Annotated in this window: 18 protein-coding genes and 1 pseudogene; 11 read left to right on the forward strand and 8 right to left on the reverse strand. The window is 73.0% G+C overall.

The window, feature by feature from the left end:
- The first annotated feature begins 2 nt into the window (after window positions 1-2).
- The 9 genes from ACIGNX_RS13645 to ACIGNX_RS13685 all read left to right on the forward strand — a co-directional run bounded on the left by ACIGNX_RS13645 (window position 3) and on the right by ACIGNX_RS13685 (window position 7,065).
- Complete coding sequence (locus tag ACIGNX_RS13645; protein ID WP_396539676.1) at window positions 3-797, forward strand: enoyl-CoA hydratase-related protein; 795 nt, start codon at window positions 3-5, stop codon at window positions 795-797.
- Window positions 798-812: 15 nt separating this feature from the next.
- On the forward strand, window positions 813-1,322 hold the full coding sequence (locus ACIGNX_RS13650; RefSeq protein WP_396540137.1) for a sigma-70 family RNA polymerase sigma factor: 510 nt from the start codon (window positions 813-815) through the stop codon (window positions 1,320-1,322).
- The gene (locus ACIGNX_RS13655) at window positions 1,319-2,032 is read left to right on the forward strand and encodes a zf-HC2 domain-containing protein (protein ID WP_396539678.1); all 714 of its coding nucleotides are present in this window, start codon (window positions 1,319-1,321) and stop codon (window positions 2,030-2,032) included. Before ACIGNX_RS13650 ends, ACIGNX_RS13655 begins: the two co-directional genes overlap by 4 nt.
- Before the next feature lie 162 nt (window positions 2,033-2,194).
- Window positions 2,195-3,034: a helix-turn-helix domain-containing protein gene (locus ACIGNX_RS13660; RefSeq protein ID WP_396539680.1), complete on the forward strand. Its 840-nt coding sequence runs from the start codon at window positions 2,195-2,197 to the stop codon at window positions 3,032-3,034.
- A 60-nt stretch (window positions 3,035-3,094) separates the two neighbouring features.
- A complete protein-coding gene (gene pgsA / locus ACIGNX_RS13665) occupies window positions 3,095-3,703 on the forward strand; it encodes a phosphatidylinositol phosphate synthase (RefSeq protein WP_396539682.1) in 609 nt (202 codons plus the stop codon).
- Window positions 3,700-4,632 carry a phosphatidylinositol mannoside acyltransferase gene (locus ACIGNX_RS13670; RefSeq protein WP_396539684.1) on the forward strand — a complete coding sequence of 311 codons (933 nt, stop codon included), beginning with the start codon at window positions 3,700-3,702 and terminating at the stop codon, window positions 4,630-4,632. The genes pgsA and ACIGNX_RS13670 overlap by 4 nt, the downstream gene beginning before the upstream one ends.
- Window positions 4,629-5,750: a glycosyltransferase family 4 protein gene (locus ACIGNX_RS13675; protein WP_396539686.1), complete on the forward strand. Its 1,122-nt coding sequence runs from the start codon at window positions 4,629-4,631 to the stop codon at window positions 5,748-5,750. The genes ACIGNX_RS13670 and ACIGNX_RS13675 overlap by 4 nt, the downstream gene beginning before the upstream one ends.
- Window positions 5,747-6,724, forward strand: a complete 978-nt coding sequence (locus tag ACIGNX_RS13680) for an NUDIX domain-containing protein (RefSeq protein ID WP_396539688.1) — start codon at window positions 5,747-5,749, stop codon at window positions 6,722-6,724. The genes ACIGNX_RS13675 and ACIGNX_RS13680 overlap by 4 nt, the downstream gene beginning before the upstream one ends.
- Window positions 6,721-7,065, forward strand: a complete 345-nt coding sequence (locus ACIGNX_RS13685; RefSeq protein ID WP_396539690.1) for a hypothetical protein — start codon at window positions 6,721-6,723, stop codon at window positions 7,063-7,065. The genes ACIGNX_RS13680 and ACIGNX_RS13685 overlap by 4 nt, the downstream gene beginning before the upstream one ends.
- Before the next feature lie 501 nt (window positions 7,066-7,566).
- Here ACIGNX_RS13685 and ACIGNX_RS13690 read toward each other — a convergent pair.
- Window positions 7,567-7,788: a hypothetical protein gene (locus ACIGNX_RS13690; RefSeq protein WP_396540149.1), complete on the reverse strand. Its 222-nt coding sequence runs from the start codon at window positions 7,786-7,788 to the stop codon at window positions 7,567-7,569.
- A gap of 196 nt (window positions 7,789-7,984) precedes the next feature.
- On the opposite strand from ACIGNX_RS13690, the pseudogene ACIGNX_RS13695 reads away from it, so the two are divergent.
- Window positions 7,985-8,053 (forward strand): annotated as a pseudogene (locus ACIGNX_RS13695) (hypothetical protein); the annotation flags it as partial.
- Window positions 8,054-8,278: 225 nt separating this feature from the next.
- Here ACIGNX_RS13695 and ACIGNX_RS13700 read toward each other — a convergent pair.
- The 7 genes from ACIGNX_RS13700 to ACIGNX_RS13730 all read right to left on the reverse strand — a co-directional run bounded on the left by ACIGNX_RS13700 (window position 8,279) and on the right by ACIGNX_RS13730 (window position 14,966).
- On the reverse strand, window positions 8,279-8,653 hold the full coding sequence (locus ACIGNX_RS13700) for a PH domain-containing protein (protein ID WP_396539692.1): 375 nt from the start codon (window positions 8,651-8,653) through the stop codon (window positions 8,279-8,281).
- A 17-nt stretch (window positions 8,654-8,670) separates the two neighbouring features.
- Window positions 8,671-9,189, reverse strand: a complete 519-nt coding sequence (locus ACIGNX_RS13705; RefSeq protein WP_396539694.1) for a DUF4240 domain-containing protein — start codon at window positions 9,187-9,189, stop codon at window positions 8,671-8,673.
- Window positions 9,190-9,232: 43 nt separating this feature from the next.
- Entirely contained in the window at window positions 9,233-10,090 is an 858-nt protein-coding gene (locus ACIGNX_RS13710; RefSeq protein ID WP_396539696.1) for a DUF4082 domain-containing protein, read from the reverse strand.
- A 150-nt stretch (window positions 10,091-10,240) separates the two neighbouring features.
- The gene (locus ACIGNX_RS13715; RefSeq protein ID WP_396539698.1) at window positions 10,241-11,233 is read right to left on the reverse strand and encodes a TIGR03842 family LLM class F420-dependent oxidoreductase; all 993 of its coding nucleotides are present in this window, start codon (window positions 11,231-11,233) and stop codon (window positions 10,241-10,243) included.
- A 9-nt stretch (window positions 11,234-11,242) separates the two neighbouring features.
- Window positions 11,243-12,628: a dihydropyrimidinase gene (gene hydA / locus ACIGNX_RS13720; protein WP_396539700.1), complete on the reverse strand. Its 1,386-nt coding sequence runs from the start codon at window positions 12,626-12,628 to the stop codon at window positions 11,243-11,245.
- Window positions 12,625-13,467, reverse strand: a complete 843-nt coding sequence (locus tag ACIGNX_RS13725; protein WP_396539702.1) for a nitrilase-related carbon-nitrogen hydrolase — start codon at window positions 13,465-13,467, stop codon at window positions 12,625-12,627. The genes hydA and ACIGNX_RS13725 overlap by 4 nt, the downstream gene beginning before the upstream one ends.
- Window positions 13,464-14,966 carry an NCS1 family nucleobase:cation symporter-1 gene (locus ACIGNX_RS13730; protein WP_396539704.1) on the reverse strand — a complete coding sequence of 501 codons (1,503 nt, stop codon included), beginning with the start codon at window positions 14,964-14,966 and terminating at the stop codon, window positions 13,464-13,466. Before ACIGNX_RS13730 ends, ACIGNX_RS13725 begins: the two co-directional genes overlap by 4 nt.
- A 231-nt stretch (window positions 14,967-15,197) precedes the next feature.
- Here ACIGNX_RS13730 and ACIGNX_RS13735 point away from each other — a divergent pair, with 231 nt between their 5' ends.
- Window positions 15,198-16,172, forward strand: a complete 975-nt coding sequence (locus ACIGNX_RS13735) for a LysR family transcriptional regulator (protein ID WP_396539706.1) — start codon at window positions 15,198-15,200, stop codon at window positions 16,170-16,172.
- Window positions 16,173-16,252: the final 80 nt, after the last annotated feature.

Consider the following 16,252-nt stretch of genomic DNA (forward strand, 5'->3'; position numbering starts at 1 on the left):
CCGTGGACTACTCGACCTTGCTCATCGACGAACGGGACGGCGTCACCACGGTCACCGTGTCCCGACCGCCGGCGCGCAACGCGCTGTCCGGCCGCGCCCTCGCCGAACTCGACCACTTCCTGTCCGGTGTGCTCGCCGGACCCGCGCCGCGCGGGATCGTCCTCACCGGAGCACCCGGTCCGGCGTTCGTCGCGGGTGCCGACATCCGCGAGATGGCCGCGATGACCCCGGCGGAGGGCGAGCGGTTCGGCGGGCTCGGCCAACGCGTCACCCGGCTGCTCGAAGAGGTCCCGTGCCCGGTCGTCGCCTGCGTGGACGGCTACGCGCTCGGCGGCGGCTGCGAGCTGGTGCTGGCGTGCGACTTCGCCTACGCGACCCGGCGCGCGGTGTTCGGCCAGCCGGAGGTGGTGCTCGGGCTGATCCCCGGCTTCGGCGGGTGCGTGCGGCTGCAACGCCTGGTCGGCCCCGCGGTCGCCCGGGAGCTGATCTACACCGGGCGGCACGTGGCCGCGGCCGAGGCGCTGCGCCTCGGCCTGGTCACCGCGGTGTTCGACGGCCGCGATGAGATGCTGGCCGCCGCGCGCGGGGTGCTCGGCCGGATCGCGGGCAACTCCGCCACGGCCGTGGCGCTGGCGAAGGCCGCGGTCAACGCCTCCGGCGGCACGACCGTCGCCGCGGGCCTCGCGCTGGAGCTCGACGCGTTCCGCGCGGCCTTCACCACCGACGACATGCGCGAGGGCACGGCGGCCTTCCTCGCCAAGCGCCGGCCCGCCTTCGCCGCCGGCGCGAGGGACTAGCCCAGGAGGTGCGCGATCAACGACAGTCACATCGCCCTGCTGCGGTCCCTGCACGACGAGCACGCGCCCGCGCTGTGGCGGTACGTGCGCCGGCTGACCGGTGACGACGAGCTGTCCCGGGACGTGGTGCAGGAGGCGCTGCTGCGGGCGTGGCGCAACCCCAAGGTGCTGGAACAGGGGTCGACGGCGGCCCGGGCGTGGCTCTACACCGTGGCCCGCAACGTGGTGATCGACGAGCGGCGCAGCGCCCGCGCCCGCTGGGAGGTCGGGTCGGAGCGGGTGCCCGAGCGGGCCCGGTCCGACCACAGCGACGCGGCCCTGGACGCCTGGCTGGTGGCCGACGTGCTCACCCAGTTGACTCCGGAGCACCGCGCGGTGATCGTGCGTGCTTACTACATGGGCCAGTCGGTCGCCGAGCTGGCCGTCGCGCTGGACCTGCCGGAGGGAACCGTGAAGTCCCGGCTGCACTACGGCCTGCGGGCGCTGCGGCTGGCGCTGGAGGAGAAGGGGGTCACCGGACGTTGAGCTCGCCAGTCGATCCGTACCGGGACTGGGGCGCCGCGTACGTCCTGGGTTCGCTGTCGCCGGGCGAGCGCCGCGAGTTCGAGGGGCACCTCGCCGGGTGCCCGGAGTGCTCCGGCGACGTGGCGTCCCTCGCGGGCGTGCCCGGCATCCTCTCGGCGGTGCCCCGCGACCGGGCGCTCGACCTGCTCGAACCCGAGGCCGGCTCGGCCGAGCCGCCCGCGGCGCTGCTCACCGGCCTGCTGGCGGCCGAGCGGTCGCGGCGGTGGCGCGCCCGGGCGCTGGTGGCCGCGGCGCTGGTCGTGGCGGCGTTCGCGGGGGCGGCGGTCGCGCTGACCGTGCGACCGGCCGCCCCGGACACCACCGCCCAGGGCACCACCGCGCAGGCGCCGCCCGCGCCGGACGTCGTGATGCGGCAGACCGTGCCCAGCCCGGTGACGGCCAGCGTGCACCTGGTGGACGAACCGTGGGGCACCCGGATCGACGTGCTGTGCTCCTACGCCGTCCCCGACGGACCGCCGCCACCCGCGTTCTCCTACGCCCTGCACGTGGTCACGGCCGACGGCACGGCGGCGCGGGTGGCGACGTGGACGGCCGGGCCCGGCTCGACCACGCGGCCCACGGCCACCACCGAACTGACCCGATCGGACATCACCGGCGTGGAGATCAGGCTGGCGCAGAACGACCTCGTGCTCCTCCGGGTCGCTTTTTGACGCCCGTCACCCGCTGCAAGCGCAGCTGCACACCCGGATGCACGTGCGATGGGCGAAAAGTGGGATACGTGTCCCAGATCACCTGCGGCGACACGCGGCGCGGTCGCCAGACACCTTCCTGGCCGATCGTCAAGCGGGGTGAGCGTCGATACGGTGCGTTGCATGACCGCACCTGAGCGTTCGCGGCTGGCCCGAGAACGGCTCTCGCGCGAGTTACGAAGGCTGCGCACCGAGGCCAAGATGACCGGCACGGCCACGGCGCGCGCTACCGGGATGAGCCAGTCCAAGCTGTCGAAGATCGAGAACGGCATGCTCCTCCCGTCCGTGACCGACGTGGAGCGCCTGGTCGCCGAGCTGTCCGCGACCAGGGAGACCAGGGTCGAGCTGGTGGAGTTGGCCCGGCAGTTGCACGCCGAGGCGGAGACCCGCCGCGTGGTGCTGCACCGAGGCGCGCACCGCCACCAGCAGACCGTGGCCCGTATCGAAGCCCGTGCCACGACCAGCCGCTTCTTCCAGAACGCGGGAGTGCCCGCGCTGCTGCAGAGCGAGAACTACCTGCGAGTGGTGCTCAACTCGACACCGCCGCACGAGCAGGACACCGCGATCGCCACCCTGCGCGCCCGCCGCGCCCGGATGGACGACCTGGGCAAGCGGTTCGTGTTCCTGCTCGCGGAGAGCGCGCTGCGGTGGCGGATGGGCTCGGCCGACCTGATGTGCGAGCAGATCGACCACCTCGTGCAGGTGATCCGCCGGCCGAACGTGCAGCTCGGCGTGGTGCCGTGGACCGCGGACGCGAACATGGTCGCCCTGCACGGCTTCCAGGTCTACGACGAACGGGTGGTGACGTTGAGCGTGCTGACCGGCAACGCGACCATCACCGACCCGCACGACGTGCGCGAGTACCTGGCCCTGTTCGGCAGGCTCGAACGGCTGGCGGTGCGCGGCGACGCGCTGGAGGACCTGCTGGGACAGATCTCCAGGGACCACCGCAAGCTCGGCTGAGCTGGGTGGTTAGGCTGCCGGAGACCACGTCGTCCCCTCCGGTAGGTGCCCCGCCACCCCATGCTGAACATCTTCGCCCGCGCGTCGGTCTCGCGCGTCACCGATCCGATCGGGGCGTGGTTGCTGCGCCTCGGCCTCACCCCGAACGCCGTCACGGTGCTGGGCACCGTCGGCTCCGTCGCCGCCTCGCTGTGGTTCATCCCGCGCGGGCAGCTGTTCACCGGCGCGGCCCTGGTCACCGCGTTCGTGCTGTTCGACCTCATCGACGGCGCCATGGCGCGCGCGCAGGGCGGCGGCACGAAGTTCGGCGCCGTGCTGGACGCGAGCTGCGACCGGATCGCCGACGGCGCGCTGTTCGCCGCGATCACCTGGTGGGCGTTCGGCGCGGACGAGCGCGGCCTGGCCGCCGCGGCGCTGGTGTCGCTGGTCGGCGCGCAGGTCACCTCGTACGTGAAAGCGCGTGCCGAGGCGTCCGGCCTCTCCGCCGACGGCGGGCTCGCCGAACGCGCCGAGCGGTTCATCGTGGCGCTGGTCGGCGTCGGCCTGCACGGGCTCGGCGTGCCCTACGTGCTGCCGGTGTCGCTGTACCTGCTGGCCGCGCTGGTGACGATCACCGTCGTGCAGCGCGTCCTGGCCGTGAGCCGCGCCGCGAAGGAGCTCGGGACGTGAACGAACGGCTGGCCGACCTGGCCTACGCGGCCGGGTGGCGCCTGGTGCGGCTGCTGCCGGAACGCGCGGCGCGGTGGCTGTTCGACGCGGTCGCCGACCGGGCCGCCCGGCGCGGCGGCGGCGGCGTGCGGCAGCTGCGGGCCAACCTGCGCCGGGTCGTGCCGCGGGCGGGCGAGGCGGAGCTGGACGAGCTGGTCCGCCTGGCCGTGCGCTCGTACGCGCGGTACTGGCGCGAGGCGTTCCGGCTGCCGTCGCTGGACCTCGCGGAGGTCTCCGCCGAGCTGGACCGGTCGCTGAGCGGCGTCGAGAACCTCGACGCGGCGCTGGCCGGCGGCCGGGGCGCGGTCGTCGCCCTGCCGCACTGCGGCAACTGGGACATGGCCGGTGTCTGGCTGGTCGCGCACTGCGGCACGTTCACCACCGTCGCCGAGCGGCTCAAGCCCGAGTCGCTGTACCGGCGGTTCATCGCGTTCCGGGAGGGCCTCGGCTTCGAGGTCGTGCCGCTGACCGGCGGCGACCGCAACCCGGCCCTGGTGCTGGCCGAGCGGTTGCGCGCCAACCAGGTCGTCTGCCTGCTGGCGGACCGGGACCTCACCGCGGGCGGCGTGCCCGTGACGTTCTTCGGCGAGCGCACGCTGATGCCCGCCGGTCCCGCGCACCTGGCCGCGACCACCGGCGCCGCCCTCATCCCGGCCGGCCTGTGGTTCACCGAGGACGGCTGGGCGATCCGGCTGCACCCGCCGATCCGCGTGGCCGGCACGGCCGGCGTGGCCGCGGCGACCCAGCAGATGGCCGACGTGTTCGCCGCCGACATCGCCGCGCACCCCACCGACTGGCACATGATGCAGCAGCTGTGGCTGACCGACCTGCCCGAGAGCAGGCAGAGGGCGCTGCGCCGGGTGCTGGCGCGCCGGGGGGAACCCGCGTGAAGGTCGGCATCGTCTGCCCGTACTCCTTCGAGGTGCCCGGCGGGGTGCAGGCCCACGTGGTCGACCTCGCCCGCGCCCTGCGCGGCCTCGGGCACGACGTGGAGGTGCTGGCGCCCGCCGACGACGACACGCCGATGCCGGAATTCGTCACCTCGGCCGGTCGCGCGGTCGGCATCCCGTACAACGGTTCGGTGGCCAGGCTGTCGTTCGGACCGGTGTCGTTCGCCCGCGTCCGGCGGTGGATCGCCGAGCACGACTTCGACGTGCTGCACCTGCACGAGCCCATCGCGCCGTCGCTGTCGATGCTGGCGCTGATGGTGGCCGACGGGCCGATCGTGGCCACCTTCCACACCTCCACCCCGCGCTCGAAGATGCTGTCGGCGTTCCAGGCGGTGCTCCAGCCGTTCCTGGAGAAGGTCACCGCCCGGATCGCGGTGTCGGCGCTGGCCCGCCGCGTGCAGGTGGAGCACCTGGGCGGCGACGCGGTGGAGATCCCCAACGGCGTGGACGTCGGGTTCTTCGCCGACGCGACCCCGTTGCCCGGCTACCCGCGCCCCGGCGGCACGGTCGGCTTCGTCGGCCGGTTCACCGAGCCGCGCAAGGGCATGCCGGTGCTGCTGGACGCGTTCCGCGAGCTGGACCTGCCCGACGCGCGGCTGCTCGTGGTGGGCCGCGGCGACGAGGACGAGCTGCGCCGGCAGGCCGGGCCGGAGCTGGCGTCGCGGATGGTGTTCCTCGGCATGGTCGACGACGAGACCAAGGCGCGCGCCCTGCGCAGCGTCGACGTCTACTGCGCGCCCAACACCGGCGGCGAGAGCTTCGGGATCATCCTGACCGAGGCGATGTCGGCGGGCGCCGCGGTGGTGGCCAGCGACCTCGACGCGTTCCGGCGCGTGCTCGACGACGGCAAGGCGGGCGTGCTCACGCCGGTCGGCGACCCGTCCGCGCTGGCCGCGGCGCTGCGGGACGTGCTGGCCGACCCCGCGCGGCGGGCCGGGTACGTGGACGCGGCGCGGCAGCGGGTCGTGATGTTCGACTGGTCGGTGGTCGCGAACCAGGTCCTCAGGGTGTATGAGAGCGCCATGGCGGCAGACCCCCGTCGGGTGGGTGAGGCGTGACCAGTTCCGGCGTCACGACGACGTTCCTGGTGCTGCTGGCGCTGGCCGTGCTGGTCGGGCCCTGGACGCTCGGGACCGCCAACCGGCTGGACCGGCTGCACGTGCGCACGGACGCGGCCTGGGCGGCGCTCGACGCGGCCCTGGCCCGGCGGGCCGTGGTGACGCGGGCGGTCGCGGCGGTGTGCGGGCAGCCGGGGCTGCGCGAGGCCGCGGACCGGGCCGAGCGGGCCGCCCGGTCGGAGCGGGAGGCCGCCGAGAACCGCCTCTCCGCGCTGCTGGACGACCTCGACCGGTCGGTGCTGGAGCCCGCGCTGGCGGCGGAGCTGTCCGACGCCGAGCAGCGCGTCGTGCTGGCCAGGCGGGTGCACAACGACGCCGTGCGCGACACGTTGGCGTTGCGCCGGCGGCGGTCCGTGCGGTGGCTGCGCCTGGCGGGCACCGCGCCCACGCCGTCGTACTTCGAGATCGCCGAACCGGACGGCGACGCGGAGGCGTCGGCGTTGACCCCGCGCGTGTCGGCGCGGGTCGTGCTGCTGGACCCCGAGGACCGCGTGCTGCTGTTCGAGGGTGTCCTCGCGAGCCGGCCGGACGAGCCGTTCTGGTTCACCACCGGCGGCGGGGTCGAGCCGGGGGAGGACCTCCGGGCGGCGGCCGTGCGCGAGGTCTTCGAGGAGACCGGTGTCGAGGTCTCCGGCGAGGAGTTGATCGGTCCGGTGTGGAAGCGGCACGCCGCGTTCGCTCTCGACGGCTTGAGCTACGCGGCGGTCGAGTGGTTCTTCGTGGCGAAGGTGAAGGGGGTCGAAGTGGACACCTCACGGTTCAACGAGATCGAGCGGCAGACCATCCGCGGGCACCGCTGGTGGTCGGTGGCGGACCTGGCGTCGACCGACGCGACCGTCTACCCGGTGCAGTTGGCGGAGGTGCTGCCCGGCGCGCTGGCCGGGTGGGACGGCACGACCCGCTCGGTCCGATGATCGGGATCTCGAGCCGGCTGGACGACGTCGTCGCCTTCTACCGCGCTCTGGAGGAGTCGGACCGGCCGCGCGCGTACTTCGAGTTCGTGGACGTCGAGGGCTGGGTGGACGAGGGCGCGCGGGCGCTCTACGAGACCGTGGAGCACGAGGGCGAGCTGATCGCGATCCGGCAGGTCGAGTTACCCTCGGCCGGGGGCGTCCACCGCTACTCGTGGCGCAGGCTGGAGGACGCGTTCGGCGGGCTGACCGACGAGCCGATCGACCCGCACGAGGACCCGGTCAAGCCGATACCCCGCGAGGTCTTCCTCGCCGCCTGGGACGCCCGGCCGCACGGGGTGTGACCGGTCGGCCACCCGCCGAGCGCTCCTCGCCTTTCCTCCTCCGCTCCACCCGGGGTGATCGCGGAGAGCGGGGGAAGCCACGTGGCGGCGGGTCGCGGTGTCGGTGTGCGCGCTGGTCGCGCCGGTGGTGGCCGAGGCCGCTCCGGGAACGGCCCCGATGGTGGACGAGGGCGCCGCGTTCGTCCCCGTGCCGCCGCGACGGGTGCTGGACGCCCGGGAGGGCGGGCAGTCGACCGGCGAGGTGGTCCTCGACCTGTTCGCGCACCTGCCGGCCTCGGCCACCGCGGTGGTGTTCACCCTGACCGGCGCGCAGCCGTCCGAGGACACCTACGTCAAGGCCACCACGGAGCGGTACTCCCGGCCGGCCCACTCCAGCCTGAACCTCTCGCGGGGCGGGACGAGGGCGAACCTGGTCACCATGGCGCTGCCGTTCGGGCGGCGGCAGGCCCACCTCTACGACAACGCGGGCTCGGTGCAGCCGGTCGCCGACCTGGCGGGCCACTACACCACCGACGCGGCGTCCCGGTTCACCGCGACACCGCCCACCCGGGCCCTCGACACCCGCGCCTCCGGCGGGCCGCTCGACGCGGGCCGGACGAGAGAGGTCGGCCTCGCCGGGTGGGTACCGCCCGCGGCGTCGGCCGCCGTGGTGAACCTGACCGACACCAACGTGACCGCGGCGACCCACCTGTCCGCGTACGCGGCGGGCTTCACCCGGCTCACCGCGTGGGACCTGAACCCGGAGCCGGGTCGGGACACGGCCAACGGCGCGGTCGTCTCGATCGCCGGTGGCGTCGAGGTCGGCTACGCCGTGACCGCGGACGGGCGGGCGTGGGCGTGGGGTGACGACTACCGGGGCACCCCGGGCACCGGGGCGTCGTGCGACAGCCCGGCCACGGGCTGCCGGGTCGGGGTGCCCGTGCGGGTCACGGGGATCAGCGGGGTCGTCTCGATCACCGGCGGTGATGGCACGGCCCTGGCGCGCACGACGGACGGCTCGGTGTGGGCGTGGGGCCGCAACGGCCCCACCGGCGAACTGGGCAACGGCACGACGGGGGAGTGCGCGGCGTTGCCGTACCCGCGGGAGTGCCGGGCGAGCGTGCCGGTGCGGACGCTCGTCACCGGCGCGTCCGCCCTGGCCTCCGGCCTGCCGGGCGAGTTCGCGGTCGTCCCGGGTCCGGCGCGCTGTCCCGGGCCCGACCGCGCCCGGGACTCACAGGACGAACGTCGCGATCATCTGCCCCAGCAGCCGCACGTCGGCGTGGCCCTTGAACTCCAGCCGGACCTGGCCCAGCCCGCTGAACCACAGGTCCAGCTCGGCGTCCATGTCGAACGTGCCCGCCGTCTCGATGGAGAACGCCTGCACCCGGCTGTAGGGCAGCGAGGTGAAGTCCTTCTTGCGGCCGGTCATGCCCTGGACGTTCACCGCGATCACCCGCTTGTTGGTGAACACCACGAAGTCGCGCACGGTCTTGAAGCTCGACACGATCTGCTCGCCCTGGATCAGGATCGGCGACACCTGCGGCGCGATGTCCTCGGGCCGGCACGGGGCCAGCTTGAAGACTGACTGCTTCTCGAAGTCGATCACCTCTCCGACGGTACCGGCTACCGCGGCCACCCCGCCGGGTTCGAGGCCGATTCCCGGGAGATCCCCGACCCCGTCTCCGGGAAGTCCCCGAACCGCTGCTCGTGCAACCGGGCGAAGAAGTAGCAGAACGCCTCGCACTCCGCGTCCTCCACCGCGACCCGGGGGTCGCGCGCCACCGCCTCGTAGAACTCCCGCCCGAGCGCGAGCACGAACCCGCGCGCGTACAGGAACCCGTCGTCCGAGCCGTCGGTGACCGCGTGCAGGTCGGCCCGGTCGATCTCGTGGAGCTTGCGCTCGGCCACCCGGTCGAGCGCGGTCAGCTCCTCGGCCGGCAGCCCGTCGCAGGCGTGCGCCAGCGCTCTCAGCACGGCGTCGAGGTGGCCTTCCAGCTCGGCGGCCTCCTCGAACGCGTCCACGGACACGTCACGCTTGGCCAACGCCCGGCGCACCTCGTTCGGCTCCGGGCCGAGCGTGGCCCACGTGTCTTCCAGCATCGCCCAGAAACGGACCTCTTCGGCAGCGGTCGGGAGGATCATGCCGCGAACGTAGCAATGGGGTACGACAATCCCGGGCCGGCGGTCACCGCGCCTGGAACGCGGGGCTGACCCAGTAGTGGCTGTCGTGCCAGCTCTCGGTGGGGAACCCGCCGTCGTAGCTGTAGACGCCGGCGTGCGCGGGCAGGACGAGCGGGGCCTTGACCACGGTGGCCGGGAACACGTCCTCGGTCGTCGCGTACCGGCCGTTCGGCGTGGTGAACGAGGCCACGTACTCCACACCCGGCTCGACCGGCACGGGGGTGGGGAACGTGCCGGTGGCGGGCCGGTCCGCCAACAGGGTGCCGTCGCCGCGCCACAGCCGCACCCGCAGGGCCTCGCTGCCCTGGCGCCACGTGGAGATGTGGGTCACCGAGAGCGGTCGGTCGACGCGGAACCGCAGCCCCAGTTCCAGCGGCACCCCCTCGTCCGCCCACACCGCGGGGTTCTCGGTGGAGAAGCCGCACTGGTAGCACAAACCGGGGATGAACCCGGGCGCGGGCGCGGGCACGCCGACGTACAGGGTCGTGGGCGCGGAGACGGCGCCGATCGCGGTGTCGGTGTCGACCCGGCTCACGATCGTGTACACGCCGGGCTCCTCCGGGGTGAACGCGTAGGCCCACAGCGCCTGGGTGATCCCGGATTCGCCGCCCAGCGGCGCGGTGCCGGTGCGGTACCCCGACTCCCAGGTCTGCCCGCCGTCGACCGAGACCTCGTAGGCCCGCACCGTGTCGGCCCGGTAGCCGTCGTAGCCGCCACCCGTGACCTGCACGGGTTCGCCGACCTCGACCTGGCCGCCGGTGGTGGGCGTGTAGATGTGGGACTGCGGCGGCCGGTCCGCCGCGTGGGCCGTGCCGGCGGACAGCACCACGGCCGCCGCGGCGAGCACCAAGACCTTGCGCATGCGTTCTCCTCGCGAGTCGTCGCCCGGGGGATGGCCCCTCGTGGGCGTGATCGCGGGAGGTGACGGTATCGCTACAGCGCGGCGCGGACGGCGCAGCGGCCCGTGCGCGGACGGCCCAGCCGGGTCGTCCGCGCACGGCCCGCCGCCCGGTCACACCCGGCCGATCACCTCGTTGCCGTAGGAGGCGAGCGTCTTGTCCTTGTCGTCGTGCATGAGGTAGAGCGAGAAGTTGTCCACGCCGACCTCCCGCAGCTCCTGCAGCCGGTCGACGTGCGCGGACGCCGGGCCGAGCAGGCAGAACCGGTCCACGATCGAGTCCGGCACGAAGTCGGTCGACCGGTTGCCCGCGCGGCCGTGGTGGGCGTAGTCGTAGCCCTCGCGGCCCTTGATGTAGTCGGTCAGCGCCGCCGGCACCGCGCCCGAGTCGCCGTACCGCGCGACCAGGTCGGCCACGTGGTTGCCGACCATGCCGCCGAACCAGCGCAGCTGGTCGCGCTGGTGCGCCAGGTCCGTGCCCACGTACGCGGGCGCGGCCACGCACATCGTGATCGACGCCGGGTCGCGGCCCGCCGCGACCGCCGCCTCGCGCACGGTCCCGATCGTCCACCGCGCGATGTCCGGGTCCGCCGTCTGGAGGATGAACCCGTCGGCCTGCTCGCCGACCATCCGCAGCGCCTTGGGGCCGTACGCGGCCATCCACACCTCCAGCCGGCCGTCGCGCACCCACGGGATGCGCACCGGCGTGCCGTGGTGCTCGACCTCGCGGCCCTCGGCCAGTTCCTTGATCACCGTCATGGCCCGGCCCAGCGTGGCCAGCGACGCGGGCCGCTGCCCGATCACCCGGCGGGCCGAGTCGCCGCGCCCGATGCCGCACACCGTGCGGTTGCCGAACATGTCGTTCAGCGTGGCGAACAGCGACGCGGTGACCGACCAGTCCCGGGTGCCCGGGTTGGTCACCATCGGGCCCACGACCAGCTCCCGCGTCGCCGCCAGCACCTGCGAGTAGATGACGAACGGCTCCTGCCACAGCACGACCGAGTCGAACGTCCAGCCGTAGCGGAAGCCGTTGTCCTCGGCCGCCCTCATGCCGGCCACCACGTCCCGCGCGGGCGGGTCGGTCTGGAGCACCACCCCGAAGTCCACGTCCGCCTCCTAGACCAGGTACTGGTTCAGCTCGCGGGACAGGAACCGCCCGTGCCCGGCCGCGCCGCGGAAGCCGCCGGCGTCCACGACCACCCGGCCGCGCGAGAGCACCGTCTCGACCCTGCCGGTGACCTCCATGCCCTCGTACGCCGAGTAGTCGACGGCCATGTGGTGCGTGGCCGCCGAGATGACCTGCCGCGCGGTCGGGTCGTACACCACGACGTCGGCGTCCGCGCCGGGCGCGATGACCCCCTTGCGCGGGTGCAGGCCGAACATCCGCGCCGGGGTGGTGGAGCAGATCTCCACCCACCGCTCCAGCGTGATCTCGCCCTTCACCACGCCCTGGTGCAGCAGGTCCACCCGGTGCTCGACGCCCGGCATCCCGTTGGGGATCTTGGAGAAGTCGCCGCGGCCCAGCTCCTTCTGGTCCTTGAAGCAGAACGGGCAGTGGTCGGTCGACACCACCGACAGGTCGTTGGTGCGCAACCCGCGCCACAGCTCCGACTGGTGCTCCTTGGGGCGCAGCGGGGGAGAGGCCACGTACTTCGAGCCCTCGAAGTCCGGCTTGGCCAGGTCCTCCAGCGACAGGTACAGGTACTGCGGGCACGTCTCGGCGAAGACGTTCTGCCCGGTGTCGCGCGCCCTGGTCACCGCGTCCAGCGCCTCGGCGGCCGACAGGTGCACGACGTAGAGGGGCGACCCGGTGACCTTGGCCAGGGTGATGGCGCGGGAGGTGGCCTCGCCCTCCAGCTCCGGCGGCCGGGTCAGGCCGTGCTCCACCGGGTCCGTGCGGCCCTGCGCGAGCGCTTGCGCCACCAGTTGGTCGATCGCGATGCCGTTCTCCGCGTGCATCATGATCGTCGCGCCGATCTCGCGCGCCTTCTGCATGGCGCGCAGGATCTCCCCGTCGGTGGCGTAGAAGACGCCGGGGTAGGCCATGAACATCTTGAACGTGTTCACGCCCGCGTCGACGCAGGACTCCATCTCCTTCAACGACGTGTCGGTGACGTCGGAGACGATCATGTGGAACCCGTAGTCGACGGCGCACCGGCCGTCCGCCTTGGCGTGCCACCTGTCCAACGTGGACAGCAGCGACGAGCCCTTGGCCTGCACGGCGAAGTCCACGATCGTGGTGGTGCCGCCCCACGCCGCCGCGATCGTGCCCGTCTCGAAGGTGTCGGCGGAGGACGTGCCGCCGAACGGCATCTCCATGTGGGTGTGCCCGTCGACGCCGCCGGGGATCACGTACCGGCCGGTCGCGTCGATCGTCGCGTCCGCCTGGACGGGGAAGCCGGGCGCGAGCAGCGCGACGATCTTCTCCCCGTCGACCAGCACGTCGGCCGCGACCGCGCCGGTGGCGTTGACGACCGTGCCGCCCTTGATGAGGGTGCTCACGGCCGCACCAGCCCCTCGTAGGTGTCCGGGCGCCGGTCGCGGTAGAACGCCCACAGGTCGCGCACCTCGGCCAGCAGGTCCATGTCGAGGTCGCGGACGACGATCTCCTCCTCGGTGTCCGACGCCGCCTCGCCCACGAGCTGCCCGCGCGGGTCGGCGAAGTACGACTGGCCGTAGAACTCGTTGTCGCCCAGCGGTTCCACGCCCACGCGGTTGATCGTGCCGACGTAGTACTCGTTCGCCACGGCCGCCGCCGTCTGCTCCAGCCGCCACAGGTACTCCGACAGGCCCCGGCTGGTGGCGGACGGGTTGAACACGATCTGCGCGCCGTTGAGGCCCAGCGCCCGCCAGCCCTCCGGGAAGTGCCGCTCGTAGCAGATGTACACGCCCACCTTGCCCACGGCGGTGTCGAACACCGGGTAGCCGAGGTTGCCGGGCTTGAAGTAGAACTTCTCCCAGAACCCCTTCACCTGCGGGATGTGGTTCTTGCGGTGCTTGCCGAGGTACGTGCCGTCGGCGTCGATCACCGCGGCGGTGTTGTAGTAGACGCCCGGCTGCTCCTGCTCGTACATCGGCACGACGAGCACCACGCCCAGCTGCTCGGCCAGCTCGCACATCAGCTCGGTGGTCGGGCCGTCGGGGATGCCCTCGGTGTAGGAGTAGTAGTCGGCGTCCTGGACCTGGCAGAAGTACGGCCCGTAGAACAGCTCCTGCAGGCACACGACCTGCGCGCCCTGCGACGCGGCGGTGCGGACCGCCTCGACCGCGTTGGCGATCATGGATTCCTTGTCGCCGGTCCACTTCTGCTGCACCAGACCGGCTCGGACGAGGTTGCTCACGCGTTCTCCCTCCGTGGTGCCAGCGCCAGGTAGACCACCATGCCGCCGACCAGGCCGACCACCCAGTTGTAGTCGTAGAGCGGTTTGAGGGGCGGGATCAGGCCGTCGGCCGGGAACGGGCCGTTGTACGCGCCGCCGACCGCGAGCACCGAGCCCACCAGCGTGGCGACCACCGCCCGCCAGTTCCAGCCCGCCCGGAACCAGTACGCGCCCCGCCCGGCGAGGTACAGGTCCGCCAGCTCCAGCCGGGTCCTGGCCAGGATCCAGTAGCCGGCGACGAACACGCCCGCCACGGAGGCCAGCAGGCCGCCGTAGAAGCCGAGCCAGGCGAAGATGTAGATGTTCGGGTCCGAGATCAGCCGCCACGGCTGGATCACGATGCCGAGCACGCCCGTGATCAGCCCGCCCACCGCGAACGTGATCTTCCTGGGGAACGCGTTGGAGAAGTCGTAGGACGGGCTCACCACGTTCGCCGCGAGGTTCGCCGACACGGTCGCCAGCACCAGCGCCACGAGCGCGACCAGGACCACCGCCGTGCTGTCGAACCGGCTCGCCAGCTCCGCCGGGTCCCAGATCGCCTCGCCGTACAGCTTCACCGCGCCGGACGTGGTCAGGATCGCCACGATGGCGATGAAGGACATGGTGGTCGGCAGGCCGAGGACCTGGCCGAGCACCTGCTTGCGCTGGCTGCCGCCGAACCGGGTGAAGTCCGGCATGTTGAGCGACAGCGTCGACCAGAACGCGATCATGCCCATCAGCGCCGGGAAGAACACCTTCCAGAAGTCGGCGCCCCAGCCCAGCCGCGACGGCTCCGACAGGATGGGGCCGAACCCGCCCGCCTTGACCGCCACGTAGGCCAGCAGGACCAGGAAGCCGACGCTGACCAGCGGCGCCGTCCAGTTCTCGAACCGGCGGATCGCCTCCATCCCGCGCCAGATGACCAGCATCTGCACCACCCAGAACGCCAGGAAGCACAGCCACAGCGTCCACACCTGGCCCAGCACCGCCGGCGCGTGCGTCCAGCCGTCACCCGCCAACCTGCCCACGATGACGTGCAGCGCCTTGCCGCCGACCCACGTCTGGATGCCGAACCAGGCGCAGGCGATGAACGCCCGCAGCAGCGCCACCAGGTTCGCGCCCCGGACGCCGTAGAACGCGCGGGCGAACACCGGGAACGGGATGCCGTACTTCGTGCCCGCGTGGCTGTTGAGCAGCATCGGGACCAGCACGACGAGGTTGCCCAGGGTGATGGTCAGGAACGCCTGCACCCAGTCCATCCCCAGCGCCACCAGCGAGGCGGCCAGCGTGTAGCTCGGGATGTTGTGCGCCATGCCCATCCACAGCGCGAAGAAGTTGTACGTGGACCAGGTGCGCCGCTCCAGCGGCACCGGAGCCAGGTCGGGGTTGTAGTGCGGGCTGTCCGCGATCGTGGAGCGATCACGCAGCTCGACGCGTCCGTCGGGATCGGTCGTGACCCGGGTAGCGGAGTCGAGGGCCATCGGTCACTTCCCTGTTACGCTCGTGGAACACCCTTCGTGCGGGCGGTTCGGCGCGATGTCCATCCCGGCATCCTCCGGTCGGCCCGCGCGCGTCGGCAGTGGCAAAGTGTCCACGCTTGCCATGATCAGGGCACACTCTGCCCATTGCCACTCCGGCCGCCGGCCCGGCCCGCGCGCGGGCGTCCGCCGGGCTCTCGACTGGCGGGTGAGCGGTGACCTAACGTCCGGTGGATGAAGCTCGAACTGCGGCACCTGCGGGTCGTCTGCGCCATCGCGGACGCGGGCAGCCTCTCCAAGGCGTCCTCCCTCTTAGGGCTGGCGCAACCCGCCCTCACCGCCCAACTGCACCGGATCGAGGCACTGCTCGGCGGCAGGCTGTTCGAGCGCGACCACCGGGGCGCGCGGCCCACCCCGCTCGGCGAGCTGGTGCTGGAGCGGGCGCGCGTGCTGCTGCCCGCGTTCTCCCGCCTGCAGGAGGACGCGATGCGCCTGGTGGACGACACCGCGCCCGGCGACCGCTACCGGGTGGGCGCGGTGAACGGCCCGATGCTCGGCGGGCTGGTGCACCGGCTGACCGAGGCGCACCCCGGCGCGCACGTCTCCACGCAGGTGTCCTGGTCGGGTGAGGAGCTGTCGGCGATGGTCGCCGCGGGCCGGCTCGACTACGTGCTGGTGGGCGTGTGCGGCGACGCGCCGCCGCCGACGGAGCACGGGCTGACCTGGCAGGTCATCGCGGTCGAGCCGGTGTTCGTGCTGATGCCCGAGGACCACCCGTTCACGCTGCTGGAGGAGGTCGACCTGGCCGCGCTGTGCGACGCGCAGTGGGCGGTCGTGCCGGGAGACGGGTGCTTCGGCGACTGCTTCGTGGCCGCGTGCAGCCGGGCCGGCTTCACCCCGCGCACCATGTACGAGGTCGACATCACCAGCTGCATCGACCTGACGTCGGCGGGGGACGCGGTCGCGCTGTGCCAGCCGACGTTCCGCCGCGTGCCGGGCCTGGCCGCGATGCCGCTGGCCGGCGCGCCGCTGCGGTGGCGGCACCTGATCGGCTGGGACCCGGACGGCCCGGCCGCCGCGTTCGGCCCGCAGGTGCTGCGGTACGCCGCCGAGGCGTACCGGGAGACGGCCGAGCGCAGCCCCCGCTACGCGAGCTGGCTGCCCGCCCACCCCGAGTACGGCCCGGTGCCGCACCACGCGGTGCTCTGAGCGCGGGTGCCCTGAGCGTGGTGCCCTGAGCGTGGTGCCCTGAGCGTGGTGCCCTGAGCGTGCTACTCCGATCGGGTGGC

Source organism: Actinosynnema sp. NPDC053489 (assembly GCF_044544865.1).
In the GTDB taxonomy this organism is placed as follows: domain Bacteria; phylum Actinomycetota; class Actinomycetes; order Mycobacteriales; family Pseudonocardiaceae; genus Actinosynnema.